Annotated in this window: 13 protein-coding genes; 9 read left to right on the top strand and 4 right to left on the bottom strand. The window is 69.3% G+C overall.

Translation table 11 applies throughout. The features are described from left to right. Positions 1–97: 97 nt before the first annotated feature. The 4 genes from C5E05_RS18565 to C5E05_RS20295 are packed head-to-tail and all read left to right on the top strand — an operon-like array spanning position 98 to position 4066. On the top strand, positions 98–1324 hold the full coding sequence (locus C5E05_RS18565; RefSeq protein ID WP_104342766.1) for a DUF418 domain-containing protein: 1227 nt from the start codon (positions 98–100) through the stop codon (positions 1322–1324). 28 nt (positions 1325–1352) lie between these two features. Continuing rightward, positions 1353–2318 (top strand): magnesium transporter CorA family protein, encoded by a 966-nt coding sequence (locus C5E05_RS18560; protein ID WP_181059738.1) that lies wholly within the window; start codon positions 1353–1355, stop codon positions 2316–2318. A 60-nt stretch (positions 2319–2378) separates the two neighbouring features. Then, positions 2379–2738 carry a PadR family transcriptional regulator gene (locus tag C5E05_RS18555; RefSeq protein ID WP_104342764.1) on the top strand — a complete coding sequence of 120 codons (360 nt, stop codon included), beginning with the start codon at positions 2379–2381 and terminating at the stop codon, positions 2736–2738. Further along, positions 2735–4066: a hypothetical protein gene (locus C5E05_RS20295; RefSeq protein ID WP_181059737.1), complete on the top strand. Its 1332-nt coding sequence runs from the start codon at positions 2735–2737 to the stop codon at positions 4064–4066. The genes C5E05_RS18555 and C5E05_RS20295 overlap by 4 nt, the downstream gene beginning before the upstream one ends. 130 nt (positions 4067–4196) lie before the next feature. On the opposite strand, the gene C5E05_RS18540 is transcribed toward C5E05_RS20295, so the two are convergent. Continuing rightward, positions 4197–5576: a cation:dicarboxylate symporter family transporter gene (locus tag C5E05_RS18540; RefSeq protein ID WP_104240417.1), complete on the bottom strand. Its 1380-nt coding sequence runs from the start codon at positions 5574–5576 to the stop codon at positions 4197–4199. 161 nt (positions 5577–5737) lie between these two features. Here C5E05_RS18540 and C5E05_RS18535 point away from each other — a divergent pair, with 161 nt between their 5' ends. The 3 genes from C5E05_RS18535 to C5E05_RS18525 are packed head-to-tail and all read left to right on the top strand — an operon-like array spanning position 5738 to position 9017. Next, entirely contained in the window at positions 5738–7435 is a 1698-nt protein-coding gene (locus tag C5E05_RS18535) for a sensor histidine kinase (RefSeq protein ID WP_181059735.1), read from the top strand. Next, a complete protein-coding gene (locus C5E05_RS18530) occupies positions 7425–8147 on the top strand; it encodes a response regulator (RefSeq protein WP_104306079.1) in 723 nt (240 codons plus the stop codon). Before C5E05_RS18535 ends, C5E05_RS18530 begins: the two co-directional genes overlap by 11 nt. Positions 8148–8201: 54 nt before the next feature. After that, complete coding sequence (locus C5E05_RS18525; protein WP_104240414.1) at positions 8202–9017, top strand: sugar phosphate isomerase/epimerase; 816 nt, start codon at positions 8202–8204, stop codon at positions 9015–9017. 132 nt (positions 9018–9149) lie between these two features. Here the strand turns inward: C5E05_RS18525 and C5E05_RS18520 are convergent, their stop codons facing one another. Genes C5E05_RS18520 through C5E05_RS18510 form a run of 3 tightly spaced genes read right to left on the bottom strand, consistent with a single transcriptional unit; the run spans position 9150 to position 14955 of the window. Continuing rightward, positions 9150–11372, bottom strand: coding sequence for a YhgE/Pip domain-containing protein (locus C5E05_RS18520; protein ID WP_104342760.1), 2223 nt, complete (start codon positions 11370–11372; stop codon positions 9150–9152). Further along, a complete protein-coding gene (locus C5E05_RS18515; RefSeq protein WP_104342759.1) occupies positions 11369–14329 on the bottom strand; it encodes an MMPL family transporter in 2961 nt (986 codons plus the stop codon). Before C5E05_RS18515 ends, C5E05_RS18520 begins: the two co-directional genes overlap by 4 nt. A gap of 29 nt (positions 14330–14358) precedes the next feature. Continuing rightward, positions 14359–14955 carry a TetR/AcrR family transcriptional regulator gene (locus tag C5E05_RS18510; protein ID WP_104240411.1) on the bottom strand — a complete coding sequence of 199 codons (597 nt, stop codon included), beginning with the start codon at positions 14953–14955 and terminating at the stop codon, positions 14359–14361. Between the two features lie 178 nt (positions 14956–15133). Between C5E05_RS18510 and C5E05_RS18505 the strand changes: the two genes are divergently transcribed. Next, the gene (locus C5E05_RS18505) at positions 15134–15325 is read left to right on the top strand and encodes a hypothetical protein (protein WP_104240410.1); all 192 of its coding nucleotides are present in this window, start codon (positions 15134–15136) and stop codon (positions 15323–15325) included. Positions 15326–15578: 253 nt separating this feature from the next. Next, complete coding sequence (locus C5E05_RS18500; RefSeq protein ID WP_104330602.1) at positions 15579–16088, top strand: hypothetical protein; 510 nt, start codon at positions 15579–15581, stop codon at positions 16086–16088. The last annotated feature ends 62 nt before the right edge of the window (positions 16089–16150 follow it).

Genomic DNA, 16150 nt, shown 5'->3' with positions numbered 1-16150 from the left:
TCGGCCTCCTGGAGCTCATGCAGCGGTGTGGACAGATTTATTTTACCTGGCAGTTGACTGCGTGTGTGCCGAATGCCGTTCTCGGTAGCGTGTGTGCATGCAGCTCTCACCGCCAGGACTCCAGCCCACGGCGACTCAGGCGCGTGCTCTCGCGCCGGATGCGGCTCGAGGTTTCGCCCTCCTCTTCATCGCGATCGCGAACCTCACCGTGTACCTGTACGGCAGGGAACAGGGCATCCTGTTCCGCCCACTGGACCCTGGCGTCGGCGACCGCATCGCCGATGTCCTCGGTGCGCTCTTCATCGACAACCGCAGCTTCCCCCTCTTCTCGCTGCTGTTCGCGTACGGCTTGCATCAGCTCGTCACCCGCGAGGAGCGCAGGGGCACGCCGTGGCCGGTGGTGCGCGGGCTCCTCGCGAAGCGCAACACGTGGCTGTTCGTGTTCGGCGCCCTCCACGGGCTTCTCCTCTTCATGGGCGACATCATGCACACGTACGCCCTCGCAGGCTTCGTCCTCATCCTGCTGATGCGCTCACCGAGCTGGGTACTCTGGCTCGTCTTCGGCATCACCGCCCCGCTTGCCATCGCGTTCGGCAGCGGCGACGGGGCTGCGGCGTCCGGGCTCAGCGAGATGGAGACGGGGGCGATCGTCCAGATGCCGTCGGTCCTGAGCGAGACGTTCCTGGATGCGCAGGCCACGCGCGTGGGCGAGTTCCTGCCGTTCCTGGCGTTCGCGCCGCTGACAGTGCTCGGGGTCCTCCCACCCATGATGCTCGGCCTCATCATGGCGAGGCACCAGCTCCTCGAGCGGCCGTGGGAGCACGCTCGCGCCGTGCGTCTCATCGCGACGGCCGGCGTCGCGGCGGCCGTCATCGGCGGGATCCCGTTCGCCCTGGGGCTCGCGTTCGGCTTCGAGCCTGGCCCGGTGTGGTTCCTGGCCGGATCGCTGCACTCCGCCACCGGCATCCTGGCCGGGGCTGGCTACGCGGCGCTCTTCGCCCTCATCGTCGCCCGCAGCCAGCGGGCCGGGACCGCGCCCGGCCCCATCGTCGGGGCACTGACCGCCCTCGGGCGCCGCTCCATGTCCGGCTACCTGGCACAGTCCGTCATCTTCCTGCTCCTCATGCCCGCCTGGTCGCTCGGTCTGGGCGGCACGGTCGGCACCGGTGGCGCGTTCCTCATCGGGGCCGGCGCGTGGCTCGTGACGCTCCTCGGCGCCGTCCTGCTCGAGCGGGCAGGCAAGCCGGGACCGGCCGAGTGGGCCATCCGCAGACTCAGCTACGGCAAGCCTCCCGCGAGCGCCGCACAGTCCCCGCACAGCTGACGCCAGCCGCGGTCGTACGATGAGCCGCATGCAGACGAAGAGGCTCTACCGCGAAGGAAAGCGAGTCGAGGGTGAGCATTCGCTGACGGCCCTCGCCGAGCACCGAGCATCCGCGAACTGCACCGTCTGGGTCGACCTGACGCTCGACGAGGAGGGTGCCCTCGACGAGCTGGCGACGCTCCTCGACCTGCACCAGCTCGCGGTCGAGGACGCGCGATCCCACCTCGAGCGGCCACGGCTCGCGAGGTTCGATTCGCACCTCCTGCTGACGCTCTCGGCGTCGGAGTGCGACGAGGAGGGCACCGTCGAGATCTCGCGGCTGACGGCCTTCATCCTGCCCGGCATCCTCGTCACCGTCCACGAGGATCGCTTCCCCATCGACGCGGTCGCGAAGCGGCACGACGACAACGAGGAGCTCTCCACCTACGGGGTCCCATGGCTCGTGTGGGCTCTGCTCGACACCGTCGTCGACAGCCACACCGACTCGGTCGAGCGGCTCGACGAGGTCATCGAGGCGCTCAGCGACGGCCTCTTCAGCGAACGGCCCGACACCAGCGAGGTGCAGCGGCGCGCATTCACCCTGCGCCGCAGCGTCTCCAAGCTGCGCCACGCGACGCTCCCCCTCAAGGAGGTCATCACCCTCCTCATCCACCAGGGAGAGGAGAAGGTGGCGCCGGAGCTGCACCCCTACTTCGCCGACGTCGGAGACCATGCTGGCCTTGCCGCCGACTGGTCGGAGACACTCGCCGACCACATCTCGACGGCCATCGAGACCAGCATCGCCCTGCAGGGCAACAAGATGAACGAGATCATGAAGAAGGTCACGGGCTGGGCGGCGATCATCGCCGTCCCGACAGCCATCACGGGCTTCTTCGGCATGAACGTCGACTTCCCCGGCCACGACCAGGTCGAGGGCCTCATCGCGTCCATCACCCTCGTCATCGGCTCCTCCGTCGTGCTCTACATCGTGTTCAAGAGGCGCGACTGGCTCTAGGCAGACCGTGATGACCTCGCCGATTGACGAGATATTCCCAATGTGGGTATATTCCCACACATGACTGAAGCTGCATTCTGGATCCTGACGGCGTTGGCAGGCGGTCGCCAACATGGCTACGGCATCCTCAGAGACGCCGAAGAGCTGAGCGACGGTGCCGTGAAGCTGCGAGTGACCACGCTCTACGCCTCCCTCGACCGCCTCGAACGCGACGGGCGCATCCAGCGGGCAGGCGAAGAGACCGTGGATGGTCGCGCACGGCGCTACTACGAGCTCACGCCGGACGGCAGGGAAGCCCTGAAGGACGAGACCGCACGGCTCATGGCTCGGGCACGCGCCGCCGAGGAGCGCCTGGCCACGCCTCCACCAGCGGCGTTCCGCCCGGGCACCGTGGGCATGAGCGCAGTGGTGCCCCTGTGAGCTACGGCAAGCTGCTCCGCTGGTACCCGAGGGCCTGGCGCGAAGAGAACGGCGAGGTCTTCCTCGGGATGCTCGAAGACGACGCGGCAGCGCGCGGCGCGATGAGGCCCGGGGTTGCCGAAGCGTGGTCCATCCGCGTGCACGGCCTGGCGGAGCGCGCGAGCTACAAGGTCGCGCTGGTCTGTGCATTGCTCGCTCTGGTGAGCCTCTCTGGTCCCGCCACAGTCGGCCTCATACAGCGACTCATGACCGGCGACACCTTTCTGTCCATCAGCCCTGCGCTCCTCGCCGCCGTCCTCATCGGGCGTGCCATCGGCGTCACAGCGTTCGGGGTCGCCGTGGTCGTGCTCGCGGTCCGCGCGCGCTTGCTGAATGCCTGGCCCGCGGCACTCGCGGCGGCGGCATTTGCACTGAGCGCCCTGGCGGGGAGCATCGAATTCGCTTCCTGGCTGTTGCCTCTCGCCGGTGCTGCGGCGGAGTTGCCCTTCCCGCTCAACCTCACCTGGCCGACGAGCACGGCTCTGTTCATGGCGGGCGCCGCACTCGTCTTCACCGGCGCCCTCCGCGACGCATGTCCGGTCTGGATCCGACTGCCATCGGGTATCGCACTCGGCGTGCTCAGCGGGGCGGCCTACTCAGAGATCATGCGCGAGGGGTCAGGCGTCGCATCGCTGGCGGCCTGCACATTGCTCGTCGTGGCGCTGGCCGCCGCGAGCGGGCGTCAACCGGGCTGCGTGAGGAGCTCCGGCCTGGACCGGCGGCGTTCCTTCCGCGACCCTTCAGTGTTCGGGATCGTTGCAGCCTCGAGTGGCACGATCGGTGCCACCTGTCTCGCTGTCCATCACTTCAACCTCGCCGGCGCGGAGCTTTGGACTTCGCTCATTCTCGTCCTCGCCGTCCTCGCGCCCCTCCCCACTCTCTTCGTGGGAAGCGCACTGCTTCGACGCCGCATGGGGCGCGTCACGGACTGGGCGACGGCGGCCTGGGTACTGGCGCTCGCACTGATCGCGGCCTGTTGGACAGTTCGACCGCTCGCCGAGGGATACCTGTTCGCCCTCGTGCCGGTCTTGGCCGCGGCGCTGGCGTTGTTCGGAACGGGTCTCCTTCTCGCAGCCGACTTGGGGCCGCCAACGGCTCGGGTCGTGACTGCCGTAGCCGCACTGGCGCTCTCCGGTGGAGCTCTCCTCGGCGTCGCCATCCTTCAGCTCTTCGCCATCACCCCGTTCCTCTGTCTCGGAGCGGGCTGTTGGGCTCTCTGGCGCCAGCGAACCCTCACCAGGAACGCGCGGACACCAGCCAGCACCGGTGTTCGCGACCTGACGGCGTGATCTGACCGCGCGGGGCAATCCTCAAGCGACTCGCGCAGACCTGTGGGGTGTGCATCCGGTTCTTGCGAAACGGATGCACACCCCACAGGTCTGCGTGCGCGGGCCGCCCCAGCCGACCGCGCCGAGCGGCCTACGCGGTCGCGCGCTCCTGGTCGATGACCTGTGCGCTCTTCGCGTCACGGGAGTGGTCGGTCGAGCCATGCACGTCCTCGTTCATGGTCGCCTCGTCGAAAGGGGCGCCTCCGCTGAGCACGAGGTCGACGCGCTGCTTGTCGATCTCCTTCGTCCACGTTCCGACGAGCACCGTCGCGACGGCGTTGCCCGTGAAGTTCGTGAGGGCACGCGCCTCCGACATGAAGCGGTCGATGCCGACGATCACGCCGACGCCATCCACGAGGTCGGGGCGGTGAGCCTGCAAGCCACCGGCGAGCGTCGCGAGGCCAGCACCGGTCACACCGGCGGCACCCTTCGAGGCGATCATCATGAAGACCAGCAGCGACACCTGCTCGCCGATCGAGAGCGGCGTGCCCATCGCGCTGGCGATGAACAGCGACGCCATCGTCAAGTAGATGGCCGTGCCGTCCAGGTTGAAGGAGTAACCGGTCGGGATCGTGATGCCGGCGACCGACTTCGAGACGCCGACGTGCTCCATCTTCGCGATGAGGCGGGGCAGCGCGACCTCGCTCGACGACGTCGACACGATGAGGAGGTACTCGCGGCCGAGGAACTTCATGAGCTTGAAGATGTTGACGCGGGCCACGAGCCACAGCAGCGAACCGAGCACCACGACGATGAACAGCGCGCACGTGATGTAGAAGGCGATCATGAGCGTGCCGAGCGCGATGACCGCGTCGATGCCCGTCGCCCCCACGACCGCGGCGATGGCACCGAACGCGCCGACCGGGGCGACCCACATGATCATGCCGAGCACGCGGAACACGAGCGCCTGGATCTGCGCGATCGCGTCGATGATGGGCGCCGCCTTTGTGCCCATCTTCTGCAGGCCGAAGCCGAGCAGCAGCGCCACGAACAGCACCTGCAGGATGCTGCCGTCCGTCAGCGATGAGAACAGCGACGTCGGGATGATGCCGAGGAGGAAGTCGGCCGTTCCCTCGCTCTTCGCCGCATCCGCCTCGTACGACGCGCTGGCGATGTTGAGGCCCTCACCCGGGTGGATGAAGTTGCCGACGACCATGCCGATGCCGAGCGCGAAGGTCGACATCGTGATGAAGTAGAGGAGCGCGAGCCCACCCACCTTGCCGACCGTCGCGGCCTTCGCGATGGAGCCGACGCCGAGCACGATCGTGCAGAAGATGATCGGGGCGATCATCATCTTGATGAGGGCGACGAACGCCTCCCCGACGGGCTTGAGCGCCTTCCCGAACTCCGGGAGGACGAGACCGACCGTGATGCCCGCGAGCACCGCGATGATGACGGCGATGTAGAGCCAGTGCGTCTTGTCGATGCCGCGCTTGCGCGGAGCCTTCTGGTCCTGAGATGTGAGCGCCATTGCTGTCTTCTCTCCTTTGAGATCCGACGCGAGCTGCGTCGGGAACGATGGATCGAGCATCCGCTCCCCCACATGACCGCCGCGACTTGCGTTCATACTGTTCTCACCGCCGGCGGTGCAGTGCAGCGCCGGGAGAAGCGACGACCGTGAGGAGGAGCGCCATGCGATTCGCAAGCTGGAGCGTCGCGACGCGCCTCTTCGTGCTGCAGTTCGTCGCCATCCTCGTGCTCACCGGCATCGGCGTGGCGATCGTGTGGGCGGATGCCAGACGCGAAGCCGAAGACGACGCCGCGCTGCGCAGCCTCGCCGTCGCCGAGACCATCGCCCACGACCCGTTCGTCGTGGAGCAGCTCGAGACCGCCGCCCCGAGCAGCACCCTGCAGCCCTACGCGATCTCCATCTCCGACTCCACCGGCGTCGACTTCATCACGATCATGGACACGGACGGGGTGCGCATCACGCACCGCAACCCCGAGGAGATCGGCCGCCCGTTCCAGGGCAACATCGACGCTGCACTCGCCGGCTCCACCTTCACGGAGACCTACACGGGCACCCTCGGCCCCTCGGTGCGCGCCGTCGCCCCCATCTGGGACGACGGCGAGGTCGTCGCCCTCGTCTCTGCGGGCGTCACCGTGTCGAACGCGCACGTCGCGACCGGGTCCCGTATCGCGCTCATCCTCTGGTCCGCGCTCGGCGCGCTGCTCATCGGCGGGGCTGGCGCCTGGGCGCTCAGCCGCTATCTTCGCCGCGTGACCGACAATCGCGGCCCGGAGGACCTCGCGCGGATGTTCGCCTACTACGAGGGGGTACTGCGCTCCATCGACGAGGGCCTGGTTCTCATCGACACGAAGGGCAGGATCGCGCTCACGAACGTGAAGGCCGCCGAGTACCTCGGCCTGCCGCCCTTCGACGAGCACGCCGCGCCGGTCCCGGTGCGCGACCTGGAGGCACCCGAGATCCTCCGCGAGGTGATGCTGCGCGGCGAGGCCGTCGTCGACGAGATCGTGGTGACGGAGCGCCACGTGCTCGTCGTGAACGGCGAGGCGGTCGTGACGCGCGGCCCCGGCCACGACGCTCCCCGGTTCGCGGGCACCGTCGTCACGCTGCGCGACCATTCCCGCATCGAGGAGCTGAGCGGCGAGCTCGAGACCTCCCAGACCCTCGCCGCGGCGCTCCGCTCGCAGGCGCACGAGTTCGCGAATCGACTCCACACCATCATCGCCCTCATCGAGCTCGGGCAGCCGGAGGAGGCGATGCGCCTCGCCAGCTCGACCCTCGGAGTCAGCCAGGAGCTGGCCGACCGCCTCGTGCGCGCCGTCGAGGACCCGGTGCTCGTCGCCCTGCTCCTCGGCAAATCCGCGCAGGCCGACGAGATGGACGTGCGCTTCGAGCTGCACCTGCCGGAGCGGGTCCCCGCGAGCGCCTCGGCTCGCGACCTCATCACGATCGTCGGCAACCTCGTCGACAACGCGCTCGAGGCGGCCCGGACGACGCCCTCCCCCGCCGTGCGGGTGCTCGTCGAGGAACTCGACGGGGAGGTGCTCATCGAGGTGAGCGACAGCGGAGAGGGACCCGACCCGGACTTCCTCAGCCGCATCTTCGACTTCGGCGTCTCCGGCAAGCCCGGCAAGGGCCGAGGCGTCGGGCTCGCGCTCGTCCGCCAGGCCGTGCGCAGGTCCGGGGGAAGCATCGACGTCGAGGGGTCCGCGTTCACGGTCTGCCTGCCGCTGCGCGAGCAGCCGGAGGCCCGAGCAGAGGGCACGGTGACCGAGACCGGGCACGGCGTGCCGCGAATCCACGTGCCCGCGGGCACCCGAGGCGCCACCTCGCGCAGTGCAGGAGCGTCGGATGACCGCTGACGAACGCTCGCCGCGAGACCTGCATGTGCTCGTCGTCGACGACGAGCCCATGACCGCACGAGCGCACGCCTCCTATGTCGACCGGCTCGCCGGCTTCACGACGGTCGGCGTCGTCGGCACGGCGTCCGCCGCGATCCTCGCCGTCCGAGCGTCGGGCCACGGCGATGCTGCTCGCATCGACGTCGTCCTCCTAGACATCAACATGCCGGATGCGACCGGCATCGACGTCGCCCGCAAGCTTCGGGCAGAGGGACACGACGTCGACATCATCGCGGTGACCGCCGTCCGCGAGGCCGCGACGGTCAAGCAGGCGGTGTCGCTCGGCATCGCCCACTACCTGCTGAAGCCCTTCACGTTCCAGACCTTCGCGGAGAAGCTCGAAGCGCTCCGCGAATACCGTGCCGGCCTCTTCGACCACGTCGTCTCGAGCCAGGACGAGGTCGACCAGACCCTCGCAGCGCTCCGGCACGCCGCACCGCAGTCGAGCCTCCCCAAGGGGCTGACCAGCGAGACCCTCACGGGCGTCATCGCCGCCCTCCGCGGCCTCGACGCCGGCAGCGGCATCTCCGCCAAGGAGCTCTCCGAGCAGCTCGCCCTCTCCCGAGTCACTGCCCGCCGCTACCTGGAGCACCTCGTCGACACGGCAGCCGCCGAGCGCACGCCGAGGTACGGCACACCCGGTCGACCGGAACTCGAGTACCGGCTCTCCTGAGCCGGGCCGGGCTCCGTCACCTTTCGGACAGACGGGAGGAGTAATCTCCGGAAAATGATCACCGTCGGCATGAGCACCTCCTGCACGTTCCCGAAGTCTGTCGAGACCTCGTTCCAGATAGCTCGCGACGCGGGCTTCGACGGTATGGAGATCATGATCTCGACGGACCAGACGTCACGAAGCGTGGATGCGCTGAAGCGGCTCATCGACAAGTACCAGCTCCCGGTGCTGGCCGTGCACGCACCCGTTCTGCTCTTCACGCAGTTCGTGTGGGGCCGCGACCAGCGCACGAAGCTCCAGCGCTCCGCCGAGCTCGCCCGCGACATCGGCGCCTCCACGGTTGTCGTGCACCCGCCGTTCCGGTGGCAGTCGGGATACGCGGAGAACTTCCTCGGCATCGTCCGCGAGATCAACGAGGACACCGGCACCGAGATCGCCGTCGAGAACATGTTCCCGTGGAAGGTGTCCGGCCGGGCGCTGCAGGCCTACAAGCCGGGAATCGACCCGGTCGACATGGACTGCGACGCCATCACGCTCGACTTCTCGCACGCCGCGCTCTCTGGCCGCGACTCCCTGCAGATGGCGAAGGCGGCCGGCGACCGGCTGCGGCACATCCACCTCTGCGACGGACAGGCGCCCGAGGCGAACGACAAGCTCTTCGACGAGCACCTCGCGCCCGGCGAGGGCGGGCAGCCCGTGGCCGAGACCCTCCAGTACCTCGCGTCGATCGGCTGGTCTGGCCATGTGGTCGCCGAGGTGAACACGCGCAAGGCGAAGAACGAGCCGGATCGCCTGCGCATGCTGCGCGAGACGGTCGCGTTCGCGCACGAGCACCTGCAGCTCGGCCGCCCCGTCTCCGACACCGTCTAGGCCCGGTCGCCTCCCGCACTCGGTTCTCGGGATGGCTTGCACGACTTCGGATGGCTTGCAGGCCATCCCGAGGCGAGAAAGCCATCCAGAAACCTGCAGTGGTGAGGCGAGGCCGGGCCGGCCGAGCCGGGGCTACACGGTGACGGGCTCGCGTCGGCTCGCCGTGAGTCCAGCCACGAGCGACGGCTTCGAGCGCCGCCTGCGGCCGATGACCAGGCTGGCGGCCCCGAAGGCGACGGCGGCGATGACGAGCATGCCGACAGCGGCCATGACGACTCCGGATGCGGTGCCGCCCGAGTAGGCGAGCTGCAGCCCAGCGGCGAGGTGCGTGCCGGGGAGCAGCCCCGACAGCATCTCGACGAAGGGCGACTTCAGCTCGAGCGGCACGAGACCGCGCATGGCGAGCACCTGGATGCTCAGCAGGCCCATGGATGCCACGGCCGCGGCACGCCTGCCCCAGAGCGTCGTGAAGAGCAGGTGCACCCCGATGAGGGCGAGCGCGCAGAGCGCTCCGAGTCCGAGCGTCGCGAACGCGGCTGTGACGGGAACCCCCACGAAGCCGTGGGCGATGACCATGACGGCGAAGAGCACCGCGCTGAGCGGGAGGAGCATGCGCCTGGTCGCGTCGAGCAGGATGCGCCCGTTCGAGGCCATGGAGGCGTAGGCCTCGGTCGGCACGAGGCGCCGCATGAGCGTGGTCGCGAGGGCCGTGAGCCAGAGGGCGAGCGGCAGGATGAGGGTGGTGAGGATCTCGCCGAAGCTCACTTCGTGCTGCATGGTCTGGTTCGCCTGCACGGGGTTGGCAACCACTTCGGCGAGCGCGTCGGGGTCGCCGACGGCGTTCTCGGCCTGTGCGGCGCCGTCGCTCAGGCCCGTCGAGAGCTGGCTTGCACCGGAGGTGAGCTCTCCGACGCCGTCCTGGATGGGCGCGACGCCGTCGACGAGCAGTTGCTGCCCGTCGCGGAGCTGCCCGAGCCCTGTCGCGAGCGCGCTGGCACCCGTCTCGAGCTGGGCGCCGCCGGTCACGAGCTGGGACGCGCCGCTCTCGAGTTCGTCGCCTGCCGTCGCAAGGTCGGAGGCTCCCGTCGTGAGGCTGCTTGAGCTGGCGGAGAGCTGCGTGGCCCCGGCGTTGAGCTGGACGAGGCCGTCGGCGAGCTGGACGAGGCCGGCGCCGAGCGTGGGCAGATCGGATGCGCCCTCGGTCACGGCGGTGAGCTCGCCCGTCGCGCTGTCGAGGGTCTCGACGAGGCCGTCGACGCCACCGGTCGTGCCGACGAGGCCCTTCAGCTGCGTCTCGCACTCGGTCTTGAGGGTCGGGTCGGCGAGCGCGGCGCACCAGGCGACGAGACCGTCTGTGGAGTCGTTCAGGGCGACGAGCGCTGGCCTGATCTGCTCCTGGTAGGTCGCGGTGCCTTGTGTGACGGCGCTCGAGTATCCCTCGAGCTGGGTGCCGGCGTCCTGCAGCTGCTGGCCGCCTTCGCGGAGCCCTGGCGCCTGCGCGGCAAGCTTGCCGACACCGGCCGCGAGCTGGTCGGCGCCGCTCGTGTACTGCGTGACGCCCGCCGAGAGCTGGTCGACGCCCGCCGTGTACTGGCTGATGCCGCTCGAGAGCTCGCCGACTCCGGACACGTAGGTGGTCACACCGGTGGAGAGCTCGCCTGCACCGTCGGCGCTCTGCACGAGCCCGGTCGCGAGCTCGTCCTGCCCGTCGGCGAACTGGGAGAGCCCGGAGCCGAGCTGCGTGCCGCCGTCGGCGAGCTGCGAGGCGCCGTCTGCCGCGTCGCGCAGCGAGGTCGCCGTCTGACCGATGCCGTCGAAGAGCTGCACGGCGACCATCTCGGTCACCTGCGTGCCGAACTGGGCGGTGAGGGCATCTGCGAGTCCGTTGGCGATTGCCGGGGAGAGGTAGTCGTGCGACTCGTCGGTGGTCACGTCGATCGTGGCCGGCTGCGCCCCATCATCGGCGATGCCCGTGATGCGCGCGGAGAAGTCCTCCGGGATGGTGACGACGACATACGCGGAACCGTCTTCCAGCGCTGCCTTGGCCGTGTCCGCGTTGGCGAGCTGCCAGTCGAAGCCCGTCGCGGTGTCGGGATCGGTGAGGGCGCTGACGACGAGGCGTCCGGCGATGACGGTCGTCTCCGTGCCGTCTGGCGCCGTCTGGGTCTGCAGCTGGTCGTTGTTGACGATCATCGCGGGGATCGCCGAGGTGCGTGCCTCCGCGCCGGCGAGGCCGGCGAAGTAGGCACCCGCGACGACGAGCGGCACGAGGATGGCGACGAGCAGGTTGCGCAGGCGCCTCTGGCGCAGGGCCCCGCGGTCGGCCGTGACGGCGTGGAGGACGGCGGCGCTCATGCGAGTGCTCCCTTGTGCGTGCTGGTTGCTGCTTGGGTGGATGCTGGGGTGCCGGTGGGTGCGCTCGGCTGCGCATCGAGGCGGATGCGCCCGGCGGGGCGGCGGACTTCTCCGAGGATGGCGGCGGCGTCGAGTCCGCTGGGGAGCCCGAGCACGATCGTCGTCTCCGGTGCGGCGAGCGAGCTGGCGGCGGCGAGCACGGCGGCCGCCAGGCGCGTCGTGACGTCCGGTTCGGCTCCCGGCCCGAGGTCGAGGACAAGCACTTCCGGCCCTTCGGCGAGCGCGATGCGGGCGAGCGCGACTCCTCTGGATGCTGGCCGCAGCTCGCCGAGGCTCGTCTCGGCGCTGACGCGCGGCGAGCCGTCGCGCAGGCGGGCTGTGGCGGCCGAGATCTCGGCCACTCCCTGGTCGATGAGTCCCGACGGCACGGCTCCCCCGGCGGCGCCGCGCCCGAGGCGGAGGCGCTCCTCGAGGAGCGCCCCGACGGTGAGCTCCGCGGATCTGGCGTCGAGCGTCGACGCGTCGACGACGGCGACGCGCTGCATGAGCGCGCTCTCGTCTCCGGGAGTGAGGTGCCCGTGGGCGTGGGCGTGCCCGCTCACGGGGGCGATGCGTCCGGCGAGCGTCGCGGCGAGCAGCCGCCGTTCGGCGAGCTGTCCTTCGACGAGCAGCACGCCGCCGCGCTCGATGCCGCCCGTGACGGGGCGTGTCGCCGCCGAGTCGGAACCGGCGATGAGCGCGTCCATGGCGATGCCGTCTGGCTGGTCCCGCATCCATTCCGCGTTCTGCCGGTAGTGGCGAAGGTGCTCGCCCTCCACGTCGAGGTCGGGGAGGATGCGCTCGAGCCAGGCGGGCAGGGCCCAGGCCCGCTTGCCGAGCATCGCCATGATGGCGGGAACGAGTGTCATGCGCACGAGGAACGCGTCGAAGAAGATCCCGGCCGCGAGGCCGAGGGCGATGGCTTTGATGACGCCGGCTCCCTCTGGCACGAAGGCGGCGAACACGAAGAACATGATGAGTGCGGCAGCCGTGACGACGCGCGCGCCGTTCGCGAAGCCGGTCTCGACCGCCTCCTTGGCGTTCCCGCCGCGAACGTAGGCCTCGCGCATCCCGGAGACGAGGAAGACCTCGTAGTCCATGGCCAGCCCGAAGATGATGGCCATGAGCAGGATGGGCATGAAGCTGATGATGGGGCCGGGCACGACGTGCAGGGCGTCGGCGAACCACCCCCACTGGAAGATCGCGACGACCACTCCGAAGGCGGCGAAGACGCTCAGCAGGAAGCTCAGCGCCGCCTTGAGGGGAACGAGGATCGACCGGAACACCATCATGAGCAGGAAGAAGCTGAGCCCGACTACGACAGCCGCGAACGGCAGGAGCGCCTGGTTGAGGCGATCGGAGATGTCGAGCGCGATGGCGGTCGCACCGGTCACCGAGGTCTTCATGCCCGTCTCGGCTTCGAGCTCGTCGCCGAGGTCGCGGATCTCGCCGACGACCCTCAGCGTCTCGTCGTCGTCCGGTCCGGTCGAGGGGACGACCTGGATGATCGCGGAGTCGACGGTCAGGTTCGGCAGCGGGTCGCCGACGGTGTCGATGCCGTCGACCTGCGCGACGCGGTCGGCGATGAGCTGCAGGTCGTCGAGCAGTGTGTCGTTGTCGCCCTGCGTGATGTCGACCATCACGATGAGCGGCCCGTTGGCCCCCGGCCCGAAGTGCTCGGAGACGAGGTCGTAGCCGATGTGCGCGACGCTGTCCTCCGGCTCGGAGGCGCCGGAGGGCAGTGCGAGCTTGAGGTCGAGGGCGGGGATGGCGAGCGTGCCGAGGATGGCGACGACCGCGAGCGCGAAGGCGAGCGGCGCCCGCATGACGAGTCGCACCCACCTTCTGCCCATGGTGGGCTTCGCGTTCGCGCCGGTCTCGCGGCGGAAGGCGCGCGACCCGGCCTTGGGCCGCATCCGCTCGCCGGCGAAGCCGAGGAGGGCTGGCACGAGGGTGATGACGGCGGCCATCGCCGCGAACACCGCGGCGGCGGCGGCGACGCCCATGACGCTCAGGAACGGGATGCCGACGATCACCAGGCCGAGCAGGGCGATCATGACGGTCACGCCAGCGAAGACGACGGCGTTGCCCGCGGTGCCGACGGCCGTGGCCGTGGACTCCTCCGGGTCCATGCCGGTGGCGAGCTGCGTGCGGTGGCGGGAGACGACGAAGAGCGCGTAGTCGATGCCGACGGCGAGGCCGATCATGACCGCGAGCAGCGGGGTGGCGCTGGAGACGACCACGAACTTCGCGGCGAAGAGGATCCCGCCCATCGTCACACCGACCCCGACGATCGCGGAGGCGAGCGGGAGACCTGCGGCGAGCACCGACCCGAAGGCGACGAACAGCACGATGGCCGCGAACACCACGCCGATGACCTCGGTCGGGGTGAGGCCGTACTCGAGGTTCTGGAAGATCTGACCGTCGAAGCCGACCTGCAGGCCGGACCCCTCGAGCGAGGTGCCGATCTCGGTGACCTCGTCGATCGTCGCCTCGCTGATGTCCTCGCTGGTGCCGTCGAACTGCACGCGGATGATGCCGGCTTCGGCATCGTCGGAGATCGCGTCGGTCGCGAACTCGGAGAAGGGCGACAGCGCCTGGCTGACTCCGTCGAGCTCGCCGAGCCGGTCCGCCGCATCGTCGATGGCGCCGCGGTACGGCTCATCCTCGACGGAGTCACCCGTCGGCGTGACGACGACGATGCTCGCGCTCGCGCCTGCGGCCTCGGGGAACACCTCGCCGAGCCGGTCGAGCGCCGCCTGCGACTGGGTGCCTGGGATCGCGAACGACTCCTTCAGCGCCCCTCCGGCAGCGACGCCGACGCCGAGCAGCACGGCGAGCAGCAGGATCCAGGCGGACAGGACGCGCCACGGGTGGCGGTAGGAGCCGCGGGCGATTCGGAAGAGGAGGAGGGCCATGGGTTCTTTGCCTGACTGTCGTCGGTCGACTACCGGCGCGTGGCCGAGATGAAGGTGAGGGCGGCGACGAGCTCGTCGCGTGTCGGCTCCGGCTTGTTGGCCTCGCCTGGGATGTTCTCGTTGGCGAGGCAGTAGGCGACTCCCGCGAGGCCGATGGCGATGCGCAGGGCGCGGTCCGGGTCGTCGTCCGAGAGGGCGACGACGAGCCGCTCGATGATGGGGTCGACTCGGGTGGCGATGAACTCGCCGGCCCCGGTGCTGCGGTGGTTCACGAACATGTGCACGGCGAGGCGGTGCTGCAGCAGGAAGTCGACGAAGGGGCCGACGAGGCGCTCCTCCTCCGTGCCGATGTCGAGGTGCTGCAGCGAGTCGACGAGCTCCTCGAACGCGCCGAGGGCCTCGAGCACTGCCTGCTCGAAGAGCCCCTGCTTCGAACCGAAGTGGTAGAGGAGGTTGGCCTTCGTGTACCCGGCCTTGCTCGCGATCTCCTGCAGTGAGGCCCCTTCGTAGCCGTGCGCGGCGAACTCGACGAGTGCGGCTTGCTTGAGGAGGTCGGTCGGGTGCTTGCGCTGCCCTGCGTGGGGCGCTTCGGCCTGGGCCTTCTCGGCTGGGGGGATCTCGGTCACCCGTGGAGTCTATTGACCGAACGGTCAGACTTCAACCGATCGGTCAGGAAACGTGGGGTGGCGCTTCACGGCACTCTCCAAGATGCAGACAGACGGCACCGCTAACCTGACCACGTCCACCAGAACGTCGGCGCGATCACAACGACGCGACCCCCGGCACAAGCAGGGAGCGGAAGCCATGCGCAAATTCCTCACCAACGGAGCGATCCTGTCCTCGATCTTCGGTATCGTCGGCGTCTTCCGACAGACCTCGATGGAGACCAAGCGCTGGCGCGCGGTGCTCGTCTGGCTCGCCTGGGGCATCTCGACGGCCCTCGCCATCAGCGCCGTCATGGACGACGCCAACCAGCGAAAGCTCGAGCTCGACTAACAATCCCGGCAGCGTGCGGCGTGTCTCTCGACTCGCCGCACGAACGCCGCGAGACTAGTGCCGTCTCATTTCGGGCGCAGATGACCTGTACCCGGAAGAAGAGCCCATATTCCCGGTGCAGAAAGGGGACTCCGTGTTCGGTTGGTTCCGCAAGCGGCGACACCCCGAGGGTGACGCCACGTCGACGACAGACTCGACACAGCCCACCCCCCAGCAGGGAGCCCCCACTCCCCCCGTTTTCCCCCAGCAGCCGATGAGCGCGATTCCTGCGCCGATCCCTGCAGTCTCGGCACCGTCAGCCCGCCCGGCCATGCCGCTCGGAGGCCACCCGAACTTCTCGGGGCTCGAGCGTCCCGGCAGCGAGCTGGAGCCGCCGCGCCTGCTCGAGCCGAGCGCCATCATGAGCGACGAGGCACGCGAAGAGCTCACGCTCCTCCTCGACGACATGTTCGGGGCAGAGGGCCGCTACCGGCTCGAGTGGCGCCCAGACCGCGAGCCAGGCGACGACGCCATGTTCTCCGAGATCATGGTCGCCGACCTCGTTCGGCGCATCCAGAACACGCTCGGAACGGTTGCCGCACTCGAAGCCGGCGACGCGGCTCCGGCCCGACTGACGCCCGTGAGCGAGCAGGAACGTCAGCGCGCCATCGAGACGTTTCTGAAGCCAGAGGAGTCGCTCGAGGACCTCGTCGAGACGGTCACTCCTCGCCCCGCCGACATCGCCGCTCGGGCAGCAATGTCCGCAGAGCGGAAGATCGCCTGAGTCTTCATCGGCTGAGTCGTCACCGACTCTCCAGCTGAGCTGCACAACGAAGAACCCCGGTC

It is taken from the genome of Pseudoclavibacter sp. AY1H1 (assembly GCF_002931055.1).
Lineage (GTDB): Bacteria > Actinomycetota > Actinomycetes > Actinomycetales > Microbacteriaceae > Pseudoclavibacter.
The sequence above is the reverse complement of the archived record's forward strand: the minus strand, read 5'-3'. Positions and strand labels throughout refer to the sequence as shown.

Excerpts from the sequence above, each read along its gene's own strand:
- C5E05_RS18540 (WP_104240417.1), bottom strand. The coding sequence starts at position 5,576 with ATGGCGCTCACATCTCAGGACCAGAAGGCTCCGCGCAAGCGCGGCATC.
- C5E05_RS18530 (WP_104306079.1), top strand. The coding sequence starts at position 7,425 with ATGACCGCTGACGAACGCTCGCCGCGAGACCTGCATGTGCTCGTCGTC.
- C5E05_RS18515 (WP_104342759.1), bottom strand. The coding sequence starts at position 14,329 with ATGGCCCTCCTCCTCTTCCGAATCGCCCGCGGCTCCTACCGCCACCCG.
- C5E05_RS18555 (WP_104342764.1), top strand. The coding sequence starts at position 2,379 with ATGACTGAAGCTGCATTCTGGATCCTGACGGCGTTGGCAGGCGGTCGC.
- C5E05_RS18505 (WP_104240410.1), top strand. The coding sequence starts at position 15,134 with ATGCGCAAATTCCTCACCAACGGAGCGATCCTGTCCTCGATCTTCGGT.
- C5E05_RS18520 (WP_104342760.1), bottom strand. The coding sequence starts at position 11,372 with ATGAGCGCCGCCGTCCTCCACGCCGTCACGGCCGACCGCGGGGCCCTG.
- C5E05_RS18500 (WP_104330602.1), top strand. The coding sequence starts at position 15,579 with ATGAGCGCGATTCCTGCGCCGATCCCTGCAGTCTCGGCACCGTCAGCC.
- C5E05_RS18525 (WP_104240414.1), top strand. The coding sequence starts at position 8,202 with ATGATCACCGTCGGCATGAGCACCTCCTGCACGTTCCCGAAGTCTGTC.
- C5E05_RS18560 (WP_181059738.1), top strand. The coding sequence starts at position 1,353 with ATGCAGACGAAGAGGCTCTACCGCGAAGGAAAGCGAGTCGAGGGTGAG.
- C5E05_RS18535 (WP_181059735.1), top strand. The coding sequence starts at position 5,738 with ATGCGATTCGCAAGCTGGAGCGTCGCGACGCGCCTCTTCGTGCTGCAG.
- C5E05_RS18565 (WP_104342766.1), top strand. The coding sequence starts at position 98 with ATGCAGCTCTCACCGCCAGGACTCCAGCCCACGGCGACTCAGGCGCGT.